Here is an 18713-nt window from a genome sequence, read left to right on the forward strand (position 1 = left end):
ATTGATGGCAACTGTAGAACTAGAAAAAAAGGTGATGACTGAAGAAGAAGTGACAAAGCTGTGGGAAGCATTCAAAGTATTTGATGCTGACGGTAGCGGTGCCATCTCAGCAAATGAATTAGGGCAAGTCATGCGATCGCTGGGGCAAAGTCCAAATGACACCGATTTGCGAGATATGATCAAAGAAGTAGACGTAGACTTATCAGGTAGTATTGATTTTGAGGAATTCAAAACCCTGATGGTGTCAATGCAAGGCGATCGCAAAAGCCGTCTTAAGCTAGCATTCAGTGTGTTTGATGAAGACGGTAGCGGTCAGATTACAACAAACGAACTACACAGCATCATGAGTCAGTTTGGGCTGACGGATAAAGAACTTGATGAGATGATTAAAGAGGTCGATGGCGATGGCGATGCCTCAATTGACTTTCAAGAGTTCATGAAACTGGTTCCACAAGAGTCAGAAATTACGAGTGGCTATAAAGATTCACCCATTTTTTTGACGAGTTACCCTGCAAATAATCCACCCACCGTCACCTCAGATATAGCTGCGGCTACTACGCAAGCACCTACCTTATTAACCATCACATCTTCCGGACAGCAAATCAAGAGCGACGACAAAGAAGTAGCGCGACTCAAAGAACTGCTCGCCCAACACCCACAAGACCAAAAAGAACGCGCCACTTCTCGCCTGCAAATGCAAATTGGGTTATTCCGCTTGATTCAAGGAGCCGCCTACCGCAGCTTCCGTGAAAGCTTCTCCGCCAACCATGAAACGCACCTGCGCGTGAGAAACTTGCCCTACAAAATTAACGACTTTGTGCAGTTTGTGGAGAAAGCAATCGCATTGTATAAAGGGTTAGATGTTGTAGAAAAAGCTTGTTACCCCCTGTTAGATGCAGTTGTTGAATCCATCGAAGCAGAATACGCCCGACTCCAAGACCGTATCAAAAACTGGAACACCATCGCAAAAACACCCCAGATGCTGGTTGAGGAGCAAGCGATGCAGGAAGCACGCCGTAAATCAATTTCCGTCAGAGAGAAGTTTGCTGCGGGAGTCGAGTTCGCAATTACCGTGAAGAAAAAGCAATTCAGCTTTCGCGATATTGCTACAGGTGTCCTTGCCATCAACGAACTCAACCGCCTCAGACAGATGGAACTAAATGCAGAACTTGCTCCACCACCCCCCAAATCAGCAGGCGATCCCAAAGATTACCTCCAGCAATGGCACCGCGTCATCCTCTCAGATGCGTCAGAAGAAATATCCGGTGCAATGATGCCAGTGGCTTACTGGTATGAAGATTTCATGCCAAAACTGCTAGCCGCCTTCAGTGTCAACACTGCTACAGATATCCAAAGCAACACCGTACCTGATGAAGCGGCTTTAACTCAATGGTATGAAGCTACCAAAGCATCTGGAGAATTTGACCGCTATGGAGCGGATGTAGTACAGAACTTTTCTCAATGTACTCCCAAACAAAAGCTAGCTGTGAAGCAGGCATGGCGTTTGACACATCACTATCTCAATGGCGTGCAAAAACGGCGTGAACGTCAAGAGTTTGGTCGCGAGTCAGGGGCGCTATCCCAGTATGTAGCATTTATTGATGTTTATTTGGCAAGAAGTGATGTTAAGGATTCCCAGATGCGGGTCAGCTTTCCTTATTACATTGGCCCTGCCGTGTGGCGTTTCTTCCACACCACAGCGGAAATTGTCTGTGCCAAGCCAGATGCAGAGCAAAAAACGCTGGTAGCAGTATTCCAAGACTTTTTTAAACTATTTGCCACGATGTACCCCTGTCCTTACTGTCGCCACCACCTCAATATGTATGTGGTACAGAACAAAGAAGTCGATATGTACCCAGTAGAATATCTATTACTCGGGCGCGACCCGCAACTCAATAATTTTGAGGTATCGATGGAGGCAAAACTGTCTACAGTTGTAGATGGCCCCGCCTTGCGCTTATTTTTCTGGAAACTACACAACACCGTCTCCTCATCAATTGCTCGCTCCGAAGAGTGGTATCATAAGGATGAGAAAGCTTTTTATACTACCCGCTATTGGCCCAGTCTCGACTCCGAATTGGCACGAAGCAAAGCACTCAAACATCTCAGCATCTCCGTCGATCGATTACACCGCCTCTATGGGATTATCAAACCAGCATCGCGGCTGGCTGGGGTAAGAGCAACGCTGCAAAAGCTACTGGAGAAAGGCGATGAGTCAGGCATCAAGGAAGCTTGCGTCCTAGCTGAAGATTATATTAAAGAATTGGAAGCAGCTGCGATCGCCGGACAATTTCTTCAGGAAACCTACCGCTTTGACCCAACAATTATCGATCGAACTCCTTACTTTACGCCTGAAGAGGAGGAGTATGCCCGCAGCGGCGTATTTGTAGAAGTGATTTAAATACCTCCATCTTCGACCCCACACAATTGCGGAGGTTTTATGAAAGTTCAGCAGGTGAAACGTCAGAAACCTCGCACGTAGTCTAAGTGGAGTGTGTAGGTAATTCAATTGTTCAAAAACTCCAGATACCCCTGACTCAGTTCTTTGACGGCTAATTCATAGAACTGCTGACCGTGTTCGGGTGTTGCTAAGGCAGGATTTGAACCCATCCTGCCATCTGGATATTTTTGGCGAAAGTCAGTTGCACCATAAATTTTATGTCCGCTACCAACTTCTGAAGAAAGAGTCGCTTGTTTGATTGCTTCTGGATAAACATACTGGGTTACGGCTACTTCACTGGGTGTTGCATGAGAACCTTCTTGGTCGCCGTATAATTCTTTTGCTAGCTTGTAAACCGAACTACACATAAACCAGTTAGCAATTTGACATTGCACTTTATGGGCATTGGGAATTTGTAAATCTTCCAAGTGGGCGTATGTTTCAGAAAAAGCTGCCTTGAGGGTCGCAATGTTACCCCCATGCCCGTTAATAAAATAAAACTTGGTAAAACCAGCTTTTGCCAGAGAGGTAGTGTAGTCCCGCACGAGTTGAATCATCGTACTCGGACGCAAACTGATCGTGCCGGGAAATCCTGTATGATGCAACGCCATACCAACATTTATTGTTGGACCAACAATTGCATGAGTCGCCTCTCCCACGCCACGAGCGATCGCGTCTGCACAAATTGCATCTGTGCCAATCAATCCCGTGGGCCCGTGTTGCTCCGTAGAGCCTATAGGTAAAATGATACCTTGAGACTGCTGGAGATAAACTTCTACTTCTTGCCAAGTACTCAAATGTAACAGCATTTTTTCTACTCAAAACAATAATGTTTTTTGACATCGCTTCTAATGTCCCAGGTGCAGGACATTCCAGCCGGAAATGTGACTAAATCTCCTTTGCCCATTTGCACTGGTTGACCGCCATCAGGAGTCACAAGCACATCTCCTTCTAAAAAGTAACAAGTTTCTTGCTCCTGGTAAGTCCATGGAAACTTCGAGGCTTCCTTAGTCCAAATTGGCCATTGAAAGACATCTAACTCTTTAAGGCGTTCTTGGATCGGCTGACGTTCTATCTTGATGTCCATATTTCATCTCTCCTAAGAATGATATTCAAAAAGACTCTTCGATATTTTTTAAAAAAGTTAGTGTTGTTGAATTACAGCATAATGCAACTGCAAGGGCAAGTTATTTCCAGAGCAAAGGTCACTGAGTCAACTTATCTAAGTCCAGCAAATATTGTGGTAAACCTCTTAAAATTTTGTTATTTTTATGACCAGTCAACAAACATCTAACTCATGTAAACTGTACAAATATGCGAATTTTGCTAGTTGAAGATGAACCAGGTATTGCCGAATTCATCAGTCAAGGTCTCAGAGAAACGGGGTACGCTGTAGATGTTGCTTCCGATGGTGAAGAGGGTCGGGAATATGTCTCCTCTGTGGAGTACGATATTATCATATTAGACATCATGCTACCTAATATTGATGGGTTGAAGCTACTGAGCGAATTCCGGAGCCAAAAAATTCAAACGCCAGTGTTACTGCTAACTGCACGGGATACTGTAGAAGACCGGGTTAAAGGATTAGATCGGGGTGCGGATGACTACTTGGTTAAACCTTTTGCATTTTCAGAACTCCTAGCACGTTTGCGGGCTTTACAACGTCGCCCTCCACTACAATTTAATACCATGTTGCAGATAGGGGATTTAACTATGGATGTCGTGAAAAGAGAAGTTCAGCGTGGGGGGCGAGCGATCGAACTCAGCCCCTTAGAATTTAAACTTTTAGAATATTTATTGCGTAACTCTAATTCCGTAGTGACCCGAACCCAAATAGGAGAACACGTCTGGGATTTTGATTTCTACAGCGATTCCAATGTTGTTGATGTGTATGTCGGTTATCTCAGACGGAAAATAGACAAAGGTTTTGACCAGCCATTACTCCATACAGTCAGAGGAGTAGGATATTGCCTGAAGTCTTGTTCCGTTAGTTAATTTTTATGTTTTTTTTACGATTTAGTAAAAGTACGATTAGGACACGTCTAACAGCGTGGTACATAGTACTTTTGGGCTGTACGCTGGTACTTTTTAGCACTTACCTATATATTCAATTAGAAAGTAGTTTACTCGGTCAACTAGATACAGCTTTGCAGGTTGCTGCTTCTGAAACCTTTGCTGAAGTTATCGAAATGAGCGGTCATCCTGCTTTTAAGATAACAAACCACTCAGAAACAATTACCCATCAGCTAGCGAATGCTGGCTTTGCCGTGCGGTTAATTTCACCTAAGGGTGACGTATGGGATGGCATTGGTAGCTATCAAGTTGTACCATCAACCAGGCATATAAAAGCAGGGTACACTAACGTAACCGAACATAATAGAATTTGGCGAGTTTACACTAAACCATTACCTTTATCCCCAACATCTGGTTGGTTGCAAGTTGCTCAATCTCTTGAACCAATTTCTAAAGCATCAGAACATCTGCTGACTTTGATGGTTTTTAGTTGTCCTTTAATTCTCTTAGTGGCTGCATTTGGAGGATTATTTTTGGCTGAACGGGCGTTACGTCCTATCGATCGCATTATCCGCACCGCACAAGCCATCGGTCCTGGTGATTTTACCCAACGGATTGGTTATCGAGGTTCCATGGATGAAGTCGGACGATTAGCTATCACCATAGATAAGATGTTAGATCGCTTGCAAGCGGCTTTTGAGCATGAAAGACGATTTACCGCTGATGCATCCCACGAGTTACGCACGCCTCTAACAGTGATTAAAGGACGACTTGGTGTGACTTTGAGTCGATCGCGGACTGTTGAAGAATATGAGAGTACCTTGCGAGAATTACAACGGGAAGTCGATCGCTTGATTCGGCTTGCTAATGGATTGCTTTTTCTGACTCGTTTGGATCAAAGCGAATCTGAATACCAATTGAGTTGGACAAATATTGATTTGAGCGACCTATTAGAAGTCCTGATAGAACAAATTCAGCCTTTAGCGGAAATTAAGAATATTACAATAAGTGTTGCTATAAACTCCTCACTTCACATTGCTGGTAACTCCGACCACTTAACGAGCCTGTTTTTAAATTTATTGGATAATGCCATTAAGTACACTCCTTATGAAGGTCAAGTAACGGTAAGAGCATTTCAAGATAGGGGACAGGCTACAGTGACAGTGACTAATACGGGTAAGGGAATCGAAGCAGAACACTTACCCCATTTGTTTGAGCGTTTCTATCGTGCTGAGAGCGATCGTTCCCGCAGTACGGGTGGATCGGGATTGGGGCTGGCGATCGCCCATGAAATTGTTCGCTTGCATCGCGGTACTCTTCATGTCACAAGTCAGCCCGAGCGACTAACGACTTTCACCGTACAATTGCCATTTTAAAATGCAAACGTAACCCTAAGAACATTCTTAAGCCATTCTCACTATTTTCTTAAGATACATGAACTAATTTGTATATCAGTTCATTAAGATTTGTAATGCTTAGGAAAGAAAAAATCAATGGATGGCAGTTTAATCCTATTTAACATTTTAAATCCGCCAGTTTTATTCTTTTTTATGGGAATGCTGGCTGTTTTTTTGAAATCGGACTTAGAAATTCCTCAACCCTTACCCAAATTATTTTCTCTTTATTTACTTTTAGCAATTGGGTTTAAGGGAGGACACGAACTCGCAGACAGTGGGATTAACTTACAAATAGCAGCCACTCTCGTCGCTGCGATTGTCATGGCTTCAATCGTCCCAGTATATACCTTCTTTATCTTGAGACTTAAGCTGGATTTCTATAACGCAGCTGCGATCGCGGCTACTTACGGTTCTATTAGTGCAGTCACTTTTATTACAGCTAGCTCTTTCCTGGAGAAATTGCACATTGCATATGGGGGACATATGGTTGCAGCATTAGCCTTGATGGAGTCTCCAGCTATTATTGTCGGATTGGTTCTTGTTAGAGTCTTTGCTAATAAGACAGAAGGTGAAGCTGACGGTGAATTCTCGTGGGGTAAAGTACTGCAAGAGGCTTTTTTAAACGGCTCTGTTTTTCTACTTGTGGGTAGTTTAATAGTTGGAGTCCTTACAGGAGAAAAAGGTTGGGAAAAGCTGCAACCATTCACTCAAGGGATTTTCTATGGTGCGCTAACGTTCTTTTTACTGGATATGGGATTAGTCGCAGCCAGAAGAATTAAAGACTTAAGCAAAACAGGCTCTTTCTTGATAGCATTTTCCGTCTTTATTCCCGTTGCAAATGCCATTTTTGGAATTTTAATCTCAAAACTTCTGGGAATGGGGGAAGGAAATGGGCTTTTATTTGCCGTTTTATGTGCTAGCGCTTCTTATATTGCTGTTCCTGCAGCTATGAGATTAACAGTTCCTGAAGCCAATCCCAGCCTTTATGTTTCTATGGCTCTTGCTTTAACATTCCCCTTCAATATTATTGTAGGTATTCCCCTCTACTTACAGATTCTGAAAATGATTGGTGTATAACTCCCATTTAGCATGAATAGTCTTGTTAATAGTCTTGTTTGTGTAGTTTAAAATGGTTCAAGTACACAATTTAGCAACCAAACATCTAAAATCCAAAATTGGTACCAGCTATGCAACTCGTTAATCGAGTAGAAATTATTGTTAGCACCTTAGAACTTAGAGAAGTCATAGATATCTTGGATTCAGTTAGACTTTCTGGATATACATTGATAGAAAATACTTCAGGTAAAGGCGAACGGGGTGTTTGCTACAACGATTTAGGTCGAGAGTTCAGCAATAGTTATATTTCAACTGTTTGCACAGATTACAAGCAATTAAATTACCTTGTAAGTGACATTTTACCTATCTTAAAACGAATCGGCGGTGTCTGTTTGGTAACTGAAACTAAATCAGTTTCATCAGAACGAGTTCCCCAAAATATAGATTTAGCGATCGCTGTTATGCAAGAAGTCAAAAAGGTAGAAATTATCATGGACAACTCTTACATTGAAGAAACTCTAAAAATTTTAGAAACTGTCTCAGTGTCAGGTTATACAATTATTAAAGACACTTCAGGTAAAGGCGATCGAGGTTTATCTTGTCCGGATATAGACTGTTTATTTAGTAGTAGTTATATTATGACAGTCTGTACAAATGAGAAACAATTGGACAGCTTAGTACAAAAAATAACTCCTATTTTAAAGAAAATAGGAGGTATGTGTCTGGTGACTGATGCAAAATGGGTCAATCACTAACTTTAGGTTAACCTTACAAAGGTGCTACTACTCAATAAACAATACAAGTAAAATGAAAAGAACATGAATTCCACAATGCCAATTAAACGAATTATCAAAGGACTTAACGAATTTCAGACGAATTATTTCACTATTCATCAGGAAATGTTTCGTCAGTTGTCTCAAGGACAAACTCCTGAAATTCTCTTCATAACGTGTTCCGACTCCCGCATCGACCCAAATTTATTAACTCAAACAAAACCAGGAGAGCTTTTTATCATCCGGAATTTGGGTAATATCATTCCAACACACGGAAGTTATAATAATAGCGAAGGTGCGGGGATAGAATATGCGGTTTCCGCCTTAAATATTAAGCACGTTATTGTTTGCGGTCATTCTCACTGTGGTAGTATGAAAGCTCTCCTACAGTTAAATACTTTATCCGATGAAATGCCTTTAGTTTACAGCTGGTTAAAGCAACACGCAGAGTCTACTCGTCGTCTTTTACGAGAAAATTACAAGGATTATGATGGAGAAGCACTTCTAAAAATAGCTGTGGAAGAGAATGTACTGACTCAGATTGAAAATTTAGAAACTTATCCCGTAATTCGTTCTAAATTGCACGCTGGTAAGTTATCTCTTCATGCTTGGGTTTATGAAATAGAAACAGGACAAATAGTTGCCTATGATGCCAATAATCGTAAGTTTGTTCCTCTTTGTTCCGACGCTTTTCCCGTTCCCGATCCTTTAGCTTGTTTGCAAACTGGCTAAGCTTCTAAAAAAGTTAGATGTTTTTTTAAATTTTTAGGTAGATAAATAGAGCTACAGTTAATACAAACATTGTTCTAACTTTATTTTCTATTTGTATCTTCATTAAAATTTTATCTACCTACTTTTTTATAAAATCAAATATCTACCAGAGACATGAAAAATTACATCACGCCCTCGAAGTCAGATAAGTTCCTTAACAAAATAAATCATTTTCTTCATGAAAGCAATCAGTGGTTCTTTAACACTTCAGAAAGAGCGTTGGAGCAGGCTTATCAAATTGCCTTAAAAATTAAAAATATTGAGTTGGAACATTTTGGAGGTGACAAAGTATCTACTCAAGGGGGAGAGTACAGCCAAAATGTCTTGGACTGTTTTCAAACAGACGTTGAAAAATATTTAAATACCATTAAAATTAGAATTGCTGAATTTAAGATAAGTCGCTTTTTTTTAAAAAACTCTAATTATGCTTTTTTAGAAAAACTAAAATTAATTGATGAGGTTCTTACAAGATACAACGAGCGGGAGGTAGAAATATCTAGATCTGCATCTGAGGATTCTCCTCAAAAATCTATTCTCTCAAAGTTAGAATATTCACAACCACTCCTAAAAAGTTCATCTCAACTCAGTTCGAGCGGTATTGAACCTGTTACCCAGAAAACTGGTATCCTTCCTAGATCGATTGGGAAAACAATTCGGAAAATTACAAATGATATAAGTCGGAATTCTGAAGAAGAAGTAGTCAGGACCTTTCAAGCATCCCGTAAAACAACCAGGCTAGCTATCAACTTTTTAGGATTATTAATTTTGATCCCTCTATTGACTCAAGAAGTTTCAAAGCATTTTTTAATACTTCCTGCTGTAGAGCATTTTCGCAGTGGTGAAAGTACATCCATTTTTCTAAATTGGGAAATGAAAGAAGAAGCTTTCAAACAATTGCAGTCTTTTGAAGAAGAATTAAAATTTGAGAGATTGCTAAAACATTCTCCTCAAATTTCTTCCGAAGCTATTGAAGAAAAAGTATCAGTGAAGGTAATGGAGATAGCTGAAGAGTTCAAACGTAAAAGCAATAGTGCCGTTGCAAACGTTTTTGCAGACTTACTGGGTTTAGTTGCTTTTGCAGGCGTTGTCTTGACAAATAAAAGAGGGGTAGCAGCGGTTAAAACTCTTCTAAATGAGATTGTCTATGGTTTGAGTGATAGCGCTAAAGCATTCATCATTATTTTATTCACAGATATTTTTGTGGGATTCCATTCACCACATGGATGGGAAGTTATCCTGGAAAGTATAGCAACTCATTTAGGTATTCCTGCAGATAGAAACGCGATTTTCCTTTTCATTGCTACATTCCCTGTAATTTTGGATACCATATTCAAGTATTGGGTTTTCCGCTATTTGAATCAGATATCACCTTCAGCTGTGGCAACACTCAAAAATATGAATGAGTAAAGAATTTTAAAAGTTGAGTTTCGCCTTGTAGGTGAATACAATCTTTAGATGCGTAGCGCTTTCTCATTGATTGTGTTCGCCTTTTTCTATGTCCCCTGTTCTTGTAGTTTAGGCGATCGCCAAGCTCTTTGTTTAACTTCCGTTGTATGAGAATGCATTCTAACAATACGAGCGGATATCTTCACCGCACACATCCGCCAAGTAACATAAAGCACGGAAACGCAGACCAACAAATTGGTCATAAAGCGGATTGAGTTTGCACAGGGGGGGAATATGAGCAATTTTACGACCAAACAAAACTATGTCTCTTTCAAACGGACATTGGGCGGGGATCGTTTGAGCAATAAATCTTGCAAATTTTTGATTCTGAATATCTAATGAATCAAGCCAACCACGCAATGGTTGCAATATATCCAGTCTGGTCTTAGCCAAATGGTTGCGATTGACAATTTGCTCGTTTTCAACATCAGGGTTTACAAAAGCAGGGAAGTAGATGTTTTGATTGTTAGTTTCAAGCATAGGTTTCGTCAGGCTCCATTTAGGGATTATTTTCTGCTTTGTTATCAACCACACTATCAATTGCAGGATTTAAATATATGCTTGCAACTAGCAGCATGGCACCATATTGCTGGCGTATTTACATCGATATTCACCGAGCAAATAACGCGAACAATGTTATTAAAACTGACTGGGATGTGAAAAACTGTCCAGCTTAATACAAAATTCTTAAAAGAATCTAAAGCATTGTGTTTTCGATTACGAAATGCTCATATCCAATACAACGGTTGTATACTTAAAAGGTAAATGACTTCTGCTTAAATCAAACAGTATCTTGAGTTGTAACTTATTCAACAAAATTGTTATTTTGCTCATACTTAAGCTAGATTTAACCATGATTTAGTATCAGGACAACCGATTTTAGGCTGTTCCTTGATTGGAAAATTGTAAGCTATGTTACAAAATGTAAATGTATAAATAAATTAGATAAGTAGATATATCTAAAAAGTCAGAAGGAGCGAGGGTTAAGGATAAATAATTCTCTTTTCTATTGAGACTTCACTCCCTTTAGTGCTAGAAGATTCAAGGCGCACTCAGCTAATAATTCTTGAACTTGCACAGCTTCATACGGAGTCGCATTCAAAAATACCACTTATTGATGGGACACGGGAGACACGGGAGAAAGTACGATGTATGAACGCAACTTGGTATCAGTCAACCCAACTCTTGTAGTACCAAGAGCAGCACCGTGAGGAACTTCATCCCCAGAGGGGAACCCTCAAGTCCCCTATTGAGGCGGCTGTGAAGTGTCCTCACCCGTCTTAGTACGTAAATTTATTCGTTTTGATGCCAGTTTCCATGCAAACAGCGACAGCGCTCCCACCTCAGAAAATTTGCGCGATCGCATACAATACGGTGCGACACCTAAAACCATTTGACTTACAGCATCTTTCAGGTAAACGAAGTACACAGGTAGAGGTGAACGGCATATCTAAGAGCATCGGCATACTACACGTTGGCGAAGTCGCTCCGCAAAACTTACACCCTTACAACAACCTGTACCTCTGACACCCTCTCGGCAGATTCTTAAAATCAAGGGTAATTTTTACCTAAACTTTACAAAGCAATCTGGGAATACTGATAATTATAATCACAATAACAGCTTTGAGTTAACTACGTTGCCGTCTTTTTTATAAAGCAATCTTCAAAAAATAGTGACAAGATTTCAGCGTTTTCCTTCAGGCAAGAATGAATCGGAATCCGTCAATATAATTTTGGAAAACTAAAGTTTTTTTTATAAATTGGAGGCTGCCAAACAAAACTATTTTTGTCTTCCCACAGTTACTAAGTAAGTCGGCGCGATAAAACCAATGTATGTTGAGTTTTGTAAAAACCTTAGAACGACGTATTCATAGGCTCTTTGTTGATTTTATATGTCGTTACATAGTTTGATTTTTTAACGCTGACTTACTTACTTAGCACGTGTCTTGATACTAAAATTTCCAATAGTTATGACTCTAAATTGACGTGAGTTCGGCCAATTCAAAGCAGACCTCACCCCAAGAACTCACGTTGTAATGCGTTTTTACGCATCATGGAATTCGACCAGAGAAACAGGAATTAGCTGGTCAATTTTTACACGCAATTTTTCCATTATATGAGCAGCAATAACGACACATTTGCAAATCGCATTTTACTTTCTGGTACTTCAGGCAGTAGCACTAGTAACAACGTAGGAGCTACAAGTGAAGCAGGTGAGGCCATTCAATCAGGGACGACTAACTCCGTGTGGTGGAGCTGGATTGCTCCATCTTCTGGAAATATTTCACTGGATACGCTTTCTAGTAACTTTGATACTTATCTTTCAGTCTATACAGGTACTACAGTCAATAATTTGACTCGTGTTGCTCAAAACGATGATATTGGTAATGGAATTACGGCAAGTCGAGTTAGCTTTGCAGTGGCAGCGGGAACAACTTACCATATTGCTGTTGATGGATATCAAAGTAGCACGGGTAATGTTACTTTAAATTATTCTTTCACACCTAACACTGTTACTAGTAAGGCGGGTGATTTAGATCTTAGTTTTGGCTATGGTGGTAAGGTTATCACCGACTTTGGCAGCCACAATGACTTCAGCTATAGCGTTGCTCTTCAGCCAGATGGCAAGATTGTTGTGGCAGGAAGAACTGACGATTATACCAACGGTGCGTACTTCGTCTTAGCACGCTATAACTCCAATGGGACGTTGGACACGACTTTTGGCAACGGTGGTAAAGCCATTCCAAACGCCAACAGTGCTGGTATTTCCGGTCGCAGTGTTGTTATCCAGTCAGATGGTAAAATAGTCGTAGCTGGAAGCGCTTCAAATGGCAGCAACGACTGCTTTGCCCTAACACGTTACAACAGTAATGGTACTATAGACACCAGCTTTGGTAATGGTGGCACAGTCAAAACTCTTGTCAGAACTCTAGACGATGAGGGTATGGGTGTCGCTCTTCAATCAGACGGTAAGATTGTCGTTACGGGGTCCAGTCACAATGGTAGTAAATATGACTTTGCTCTAACACGTTATAACATTGATGGCAGTCTGGACACCAGCTTTGGTACTGGTGGCAAAGTTATTACACCATTAGGTAATTTCCACGATTTGTCTTCTAGTCTTGCTATTCAATTAGACGGCAAGATACTAGTCACAGGCGCAACCCTCAACAGCAATACAGGCTCTAATATCAATGACGCTAACTTTGCTCTTATACGTTACAACACTAATGGCAGTCTAGATACTAATTTTGGTAATGGGGGTAAAGTTGTCACAGACTTTGATAACAACTATGACTACGGTCATAGTGTTGCCATTCAGCCTGATGGCAAGATTGTAGTAGCAGGAAGTGCTAACTTTGGTTTTGGCATAGCACGATACAACGCCAACGGCACATTGGATAACACTTTTGGTAGTGGCGGTAAAGTTCTCACACGAATTGGCAGTAGCACGAATGGCGCTGGTGTAGAATCTGCTACCATTCAACCGGATGGTAAAATTGTTGTTGCTGGATACACTTGGGATGGTAACCAGAAGAACTTTGCGGTAGCACGTTACAACGTAAATGGCACTTTAGATAATAGCTTTGGTAGTAGTGGTTGGGTTAGCACACCCATTGGTGGTAACTGGAGCGATGATGGAGGTAAAAGTGTTGTTATTCAACCCGATGGTAATATTGTTGTTGCAGGCGGTAGTTACGGTGACTTTGCCCTAGTACGATACTTAGGGACAAGTTCCAACCAAACCTATAACACGGCTCCAACTCTTAGCGATACTCTTGTTACCCTCAATTCAGTTAATGAAAACGCTGGCGTTCCTTCTGGAACAGTTGGGACTTTGGTGTCATCTCTGGTAAATTTGGGAACAAACGTTAGCGATCGCGATAGCAATGCAGTTACGGGGATCGCAATTACCACAGCCAGTACCACTAACGGCACTTGGTACTACAGCACAAATAACGGTACAAACTGGAATCTTTTAGGTGCAGTTTCTAACAGCAATGCTCGCTTACTAGCCGCAGATGCAAACACGCGCATCTACTTCCAGCCTAACGCTAACTTTAACGGCAATATTAACAATGCGATCGCTTTCCGTGCTTGGGATAGAACCAGTGGTAGCAACGGTAGAACATCTGACACTACAACCAATGGTGGGATGACTGCCTTTAGTACTGCGACAGACACTGCAACAATTACGGTGACAGCAACCAATCGAGCACCTGTCGCAACAAATGACACCTATACTTTGGCAGCAAACACGTCATTTTCCACTGCTGCTAGTGTTACAGCCTTAATCATAGACGATCGAGCAGGCGGAACTTTTGTTGGTCAAGGCAATTACTACAACTTCACTCGTACTGGTGGGAATTTTTTAGCTAGGCGTGCTTATCCAACAAATCCCTCAAGCAACAATGCTATACGAATAAGTTATAGCGAACAGAGACCCGGTGGTCATTCCTGGGATCTGGGATTTGCGGCTCCATTTAACGCTCCACTAACAGCAGGAACAACGTATACAAACGCAGTCCGTTTTCCATTCCAAGATAACAATCAGCCCGGTTTATCAATAAGTGGAGACGGGCGCGGTAACAATACTCTGACCGGGCAATTTACTATCAACCGAATTCTCTATGGTGCTGATGACACTGTAAAGCTTCTTGATGCCACCTTTGAGCAAAAAAGCCCTGGTGATATAGGTGTTTTACACGGTCAGGTTACATACAACGATTATCTACCTCGTGGTGTACTTAGTAATGACACCGATCGAGACAGCCAACAATTACAAGCAATTCTTGTCTCCGGTCCTTTACACGGTCGCTTAATATTCAACCGTGATGGTTCCTTTGATTACACTCCCAACTCTGGTTTTACTGGCATTGATACTTTTACTTACCGTGCGACTGATAGCATCGCTAATTCTAATATTGCGACAGTCACCTTAAGAGTTGAGAATCAAGCACCTAACATCAACTTGGGAACAATCCCCTCCTCATACATAGAAAATATCTCTCCCATCAACATTGCCGATCGCGCGACTGTCACAGACACAGACTCACCAAATTTTGATACAGGTACGCTAACTGTTAGTTTCAGTATTGGAGGTACTGCAGACGATCGCCTAGCCATTCGCCATCAAGGAACAGGATCGAATCTCATCAGGATTGTCGGAAATACTGTTCTTTACAATGCAATTGAAATTGGTACTTTTAGTGGTGGTACGGGCACAATTCCTCTGACGATCGCTTTTAATGATAACGCTACCGCAACAGCCGTACAAGCTTTAATTAACAACATCACCTTCGCCAATGTTTCAGACAATCCCTCCACAACTCCACGTAGCGTAAGTTTTGTCTTAACTGATGGTGATGGCGGTACCAGTACTGCCGTAACTAAAATTGTTAATGTGACTGCCATCAATGATGCCCCTGTCATCGCGCCCAATCAAACTTTCAGAGTCAATGAAAATGCTCCTGTAGGAACAGTCGCAGGCACAGTTGTTGCTACTGACCCAGATAGCACCACCCTCTCTAACTGGAAAATTACAGGAGGTAATTTAGACCGCGATGGTGATGGTCAAACAGCCTTCAGCATTAACTCTAGTAGCGGACAAATTTCGGTGAGCGATCGCGATGAACTCGACTTTGAGAGCAACCCCAGTTTTCAGTTGCAAGTCACTGTCAGCGATGGCGTGGCTGCGAGCAACGTGTCGAATGTCACGGTTAATCTTAACGACCTCACGGAAACTACGACAAATGACAGCTTTGAGAACCGAATTGTACTTTCTGGCAACTCGGGTACCAGTACTAGCAACAATTTAGCAGCTACAGGTGAATTAGGAGAACCAGTCCAATCAGGGACAACTAACTCTGTTTGGTGGAGTTGGATTGCTCCATCCTCTGGTAATGTCACATTCCAGACTGTTGGTAGTTCTTTTGACACTTACCTTTCTGTTTACAGGGGGAATTCCATCAATAGTTTGGCCCTTGTTGCTGCTAACGATGATATCAGTGGAAGTACTGCCAGTCGGGTGACCTTTGCCGTGACAGCCGGAACAGCCTACCATATCAGCGTCGATGGATATCAACGCAGTACAGGCAATATTACTTTAAACTATTCTTTTATCCCTACCCCTCCCAGTATTAACGCAGCACCCACCCTAACTGACACCACCGTCACCCTAGGGTCTGTGAATGAAGATGCTAACACCCCTTCCGGAGCAGTTGGAACGTTAGTTTCCTCGATCGTCAGTTTGGGGAGAAACGTGACTGACGCAAATCGTGAAGCATTAACTGGTATCGCCCTCACCAATACCAACACGACTAATGGTACTTGGCACTACAGCACTGACAATGGAGCAAACTGGTACAGCTTGGGTAATGTGTCTGACAGCAGCGCTCGGCTCTTAGCAGGAGATCCCAATACCCGTATTTATTTCCAACCCAACCCCAACTATCACGGCACCATCACTAACGCTATAACTTTCCGCGCTTGGGATCGAACCAGTGGCACTAACGGCGGTACTGCTAACACAAATACTAACGGTGGTACCACGGCCTTCAGTACTGCTACTGATACAGCATCAATTATCGTTAATCCTGTTAACGATGCTCCAATTATTACAGCCAATCAAAGTTTTAGAGTGAATGAAAACGCTATTATGGGAACGGTTGTGGGCACTGTCGTTGCTACTGACCCAGATAGCACCACCTTCTCCAACTGGATAATTACAGCAGGTAATTTAGACCGCGATCGCGATGGTCAAGCTGCTTTCAGCATCAATCCCAACACCGGACAAATTACAGTCAACGACAGCAACGATATCGACTTTGAGAGCAGCCCCAGTTTTCAATTACAAGTTACTGTCAGCGATGGCACCATTAGAAGCAGCGCACAAGCTGTGACCGTTAACCTCAACGATGTTAGCGAAAATACCGGGAATGACAACTTTGAAAACCGGATTGTGCTTTCTGGAACTTCGGGCAGCAGTACTGGCAGTAATGTGGGAAGCTCAGGCGAATTTGGCGAGCCAGTGCAATCGGGAACAACCAACTCTGTTTGGTGGAGTTGGACAGCACCATCTTCTGGTAACGTAGTATTTGATACTATTGGTAGTTCTTTTGACACTTTCCTTTCTGCGTACACAGGTGTTACCGTCAACGGTCTGACCCGTATAATTGCTAACGATGATATTGGTAACGGAAATGTTGCCAGTCGCGTGAACTTTGCAGCGACAGCTGGAACTACTTATCAGATTGCCGTAGATGGATTTCAAGCTCGTACTGGCAATATTAACTTAAACTACTTGTTTACCCCCAGAACCGATTCTAGCAACAACAATGTCACTTACCATTATCTGGTGTCTGAAAATACCTCGCTCGTTACTGCTGCTGCTACTACATCTCTCACCATAGATAGCGATCGCGGTAACTATCTTGGTCAGAGCGATTATTACAGCTACACTCCAGCTAATGGCGTTTTCAGGGCTCCACAAAGCAACTATGAAAATGCTGTTGCCATGACATTCACTCAAAAGACCGCCAGTGCTACGCAAACCGTTACGGTTATCCGTAATGGCACCGTAAATATCCTATATGGTAACTCAGGTAACGACAATATTACCGGAAGTCTAGGTGATGACGTTATTTATGGCTATGAAGGATATGATTACCTCTACGGTGCTGCTGGTAATGATACCCTGAACGGTGATGCAAACTATGACCATCTATACGGGCAAGATGGAAATGACATCCTCAACGGTGGCGCTAGCGATGACTCTCTGTTTGGTGGTGCGGGTAATGATATCTTGGACGGTGGTGACGGCTTTGATTATGTTAACGAATCAGCAGATGTTAACTTTACCCTCACAAACACGCAACTTTTTGGGGCTGGTACAGACGTACTTATAAATATTGAAGAAGTAAGACTCAGTGGTGGTAGTAGTGACAATATCATAAATACTGCGACATTCACTTTAGGTAGAGTCTCTCTTGATGGTGGTGCTGGTAACGATACCCTAACTGGTGGTAGTCGCAATGACTCCCTATTTGGGCAGGACGGAAATGATACCCTCAACGGTGGAGCCGGCGATGACCAACTCTACGGTGGTGCAAGCAATGACTATCTGTCTGTGAACGATGGTAACGATGTCCTTAACGGTGGTGCTGGCAATGACTTTTTATGTGGTGGTACGGGCAATGATACTCTCGACGGTGGTGATGGTATCGATCGAATCCAAGAAGTTGCTGATGTTAACTTTGTTCTAACGAACACACAACTCATTGGTCGTGGAACTGATATCCTCAAAAACATTGAAACGGCAACACTGATTGGTGGCGACAGTAACAACACCATTGATGCTTCAGCATTCACTCTGGGTAGCGTCTCTCTTTATGGGGGCGCACAAGGTAACGATATCCTTAAAGGTGGTAGTGGTAGCGATAGCCTGCACGGTGGTATGGGTAATGACGTTCTCAATGGGGGTGCAGGTAACGACGATCTCTATGGTGGAGGCGGTGCAGATACTTATGTTCTCGCTCCGAGTCGGGGTACTGATATTATCTATGGCTTTGAAGATGGTATTGACAAGTTAGGTTTATCCCTGGGATTAACTTATGAGGCTTTGACTGTGACTAACAGCAGTAATGGTACTTCCATTCGGATAACTTCTACAAATGAGGTCTTGGTCACTTTAAGCAATGTTAACTCTAGTTTAATCAGCGCCAATGATTTTATCAACTTAACTTAGGAATACCGGAACTTAGTTTGCCATCATTAAGTATATGTAAACTGTGTTTTCTAACGGCTTTCTGTTATTAA

General features: G+C 42.1%; 12 protein-coding genes. 9 read left to right on the plus strand and 3 right to left on the minus strand.

Going from position 1 to position 18713, the window contains the following annotated elements:
* The first annotated feature begins 4 nt into the window (after positions 1 to 4).
* Positions 5 to 2401 (plus strand): EF-hand domain-containing protein, encoded by a 2397-nt coding sequence (locus tag AB0756_RS15225; protein WP_038080824.1) that lies wholly within the window; start codon positions 5 to 7, stop codon positions 2399 to 2401.
* 104 nt (positions 2402 to 2505) lie between these two features.
* On the opposite strand, the gene AB0756_RS15230 is transcribed toward AB0756_RS15225, so the two are convergent.
* Positions 2506 to 3249, minus strand: a complete 744-nt coding sequence (locus tag AB0756_RS15230; RefSeq protein ID WP_038080825.1) for a creatininase family protein — start codon at positions 3247 to 3249, stop codon at positions 2506 to 2508.
* Positions 3250 to 3254: 5 nt separating this feature from the next.
* Positions 3255 to 3527 carry a cupin domain-containing protein gene (locus AB0756_RS15235; RefSeq protein ID WP_038080826.1) on the minus strand — a complete coding sequence of 91 codons (273 nt, stop codon included), beginning with the start codon at positions 3525 to 3527 and terminating at the stop codon, positions 3255 to 3257.
* A 227-nt stretch (positions 3528 to 3754) separates the two neighbouring features.
* On the opposite strand from AB0756_RS15235, the gene AB0756_RS15240 reads away from it, so the two are divergent.
* From AB0756_RS15240 to AB0756_RS15265, 6 genes are all read left to right on the plus strand, one after another.
* Positions 3755 to 4435 carry a response regulator gene (locus AB0756_RS15240; protein ID WP_038080827.1) on the plus strand — a complete coding sequence of 227 codons (681 nt, stop codon included), beginning with the start codon at positions 3755 to 3757 and terminating at the stop codon, positions 4433 to 4435.
* A gap of 5 nt (positions 4436 to 4440) precedes the next feature.
* A complete protein-coding gene (locus tag AB0756_RS15245; RefSeq protein WP_038080828.1) occupies positions 4441 to 5829 on the plus strand; it encodes a sensor histidine kinase in 1389 nt (462 codons plus the stop codon).
* A 117-nt stretch (positions 5830 to 5946) separates the two neighbouring features.
* Entirely contained in the window at positions 5947 to 6927 is a 981-nt protein-coding gene (locus AB0756_RS15250; protein WP_038080829.1) for a sodium-dependent bicarbonate transport family permease, read from the plus strand.
* Positions 6928 to 7037: 110 nt separating this feature from the next.
* Positions 7038 to 7661, plus strand: coding sequence for a P-II family nitrogen regulator (locus AB0756_RS15255; RefSeq protein WP_202048751.1), 624 nt, complete (start codon positions 7038 to 7040; stop codon positions 7659 to 7661).
* A gap of 75 nt (positions 7662 to 7736) precedes the next feature.
* Positions 7737 to 8411 (plus strand): carbonic anhydrase, encoded by a 675-nt coding sequence (locus AB0756_RS15260; RefSeq protein WP_038080831.1) that lies wholly within the window; start codon positions 7737 to 7739, stop codon positions 8409 to 8411.
* 258 nt (positions 8412 to 8669) lie between these two features.
* A complete protein-coding gene (locus tag AB0756_RS15265) occupies positions 8670 to 9857 on the plus strand; it encodes a proton extrusion protein PcxA (protein ID WP_408019884.1) in 1188 nt (395 codons plus the stop codon).
* Positions 9858 to 10016: 159 nt separating this feature from the next.
* Here the strand turns inward: AB0756_RS15265 and AB0756_RS15270 are convergent, their stop codons facing one another.
* The gene (locus AB0756_RS15270; RefSeq protein ID WP_038080834.1) at positions 10017 to 10376 is read right to left on the minus strand and encodes a Mo-dependent nitrogenase C-terminal domain-containing protein; all 360 of its coding nucleotides are present in this window, start codon (positions 10374 to 10376) and stop codon (positions 10017 to 10019) included.
* Positions 10377 to 11161: 785 nt separating this feature from the next.
* Between AB0756_RS15270 and AB0756_RS15275 the strand changes: the two genes are divergently transcribed.
* Both AB0756_RS15275 and AB0756_RS15280 read left to right on the plus strand, forming a co-directional pair.
* On the plus strand, positions 11162 to 11293 hold the full coding sequence (locus AB0756_RS15275) for a hypothetical protein (RefSeq protein ID WP_272900283.1): 132 nt from the start codon (positions 11162 to 11164) through the stop codon (positions 11291 to 11293).
* 719 nt (positions 11294 to 12012) lie between these two features.
* Positions 12013 to 18642 (plus strand): cadherin domain-containing protein, encoded by a 6630-nt coding sequence (locus AB0756_RS15280; protein WP_038080836.1) that lies wholly within the window; start codon positions 12013 to 12015, stop codon positions 18640 to 18642.
* Positions 18643 to 18713: the final 71 nt, after the last annotated feature.

The sequence above is a fragment of the Tolypothrix campylonemoides VB511288_2 genome (genome assembly GCF_045999855.1).
Lineage (GTDB): Bacteria > Cyanobacteriota > Cyanobacteriia > Cyanobacteriales > Nostocaceae > Scytonema > Scytonema bouteillei_A.

Bases quoted from the DNA above. Each gene is read 5' to 3' on its own strand.
- AB0756_RS15225 (WP_038080824.1), top strand. From the start codon at position 5: ATGGCAACTGTAGAACTAGAAAAAAAGGTGATGACTGAAGAAGAAGTG.
- AB0756_RS15230 (WP_038080825.1), bottom strand. From the start codon at position 3,249: ATGCTGTTACATTTGAGTACTTGGCAAGAAGTAGAAGTTTATCTCCAG.
- AB0756_RS15280 (WP_038080836.1), top strand. From the start codon at position 12,013: ATGAGCAGCAATAACGACACATTTGCAAATCGCATTTTACTTTCTGGT.
- AB0756_RS15270 (WP_038080834.1), bottom strand. From the start codon at position 10,376: ATGCTTGAAACTAACAATCAAAACATCTACTTCCCTGCTTTTGTAAAC.
- AB0756_RS15235 (WP_038080826.1), bottom strand. From the start codon at position 3,527: ATGGACATCAAGATAGAACGTCAGCCGATCCAAGAACGCCTTAAAGAG.
- AB0756_RS15260 (WP_038080831.1), top strand. From the start codon at position 7,737: ATGCCAATTAAACGAATTATCAAAGGACTTAACGAATTTCAGACGAAT.
- AB0756_RS15245 (WP_038080828.1), top strand. From the start codon at position 4,441: ATGTTTTTTTTACGATTTAGTAAAAGTACGATTAGGACACGTCTAACA.
- AB0756_RS15255 (WP_202048751.1), top strand. From the start codon at position 7,038: ATGCAACTCGTTAATCGAGTAGAAATTATTGTTAGCACCTTAGAACTT.
- AB0756_RS15240 (WP_038080827.1), top strand. From the start codon at position 3,755: ATGCGAATTTTGCTAGTTGAAGATGAACCAGGTATTGCCGAATTCATC.
- AB0756_RS15250 (WP_038080829.1), top strand. From the start codon at position 5,947: ATGGATGGCAGTTTAATCCTATTTAACATTTTAAATCCGCCAGTTTTA.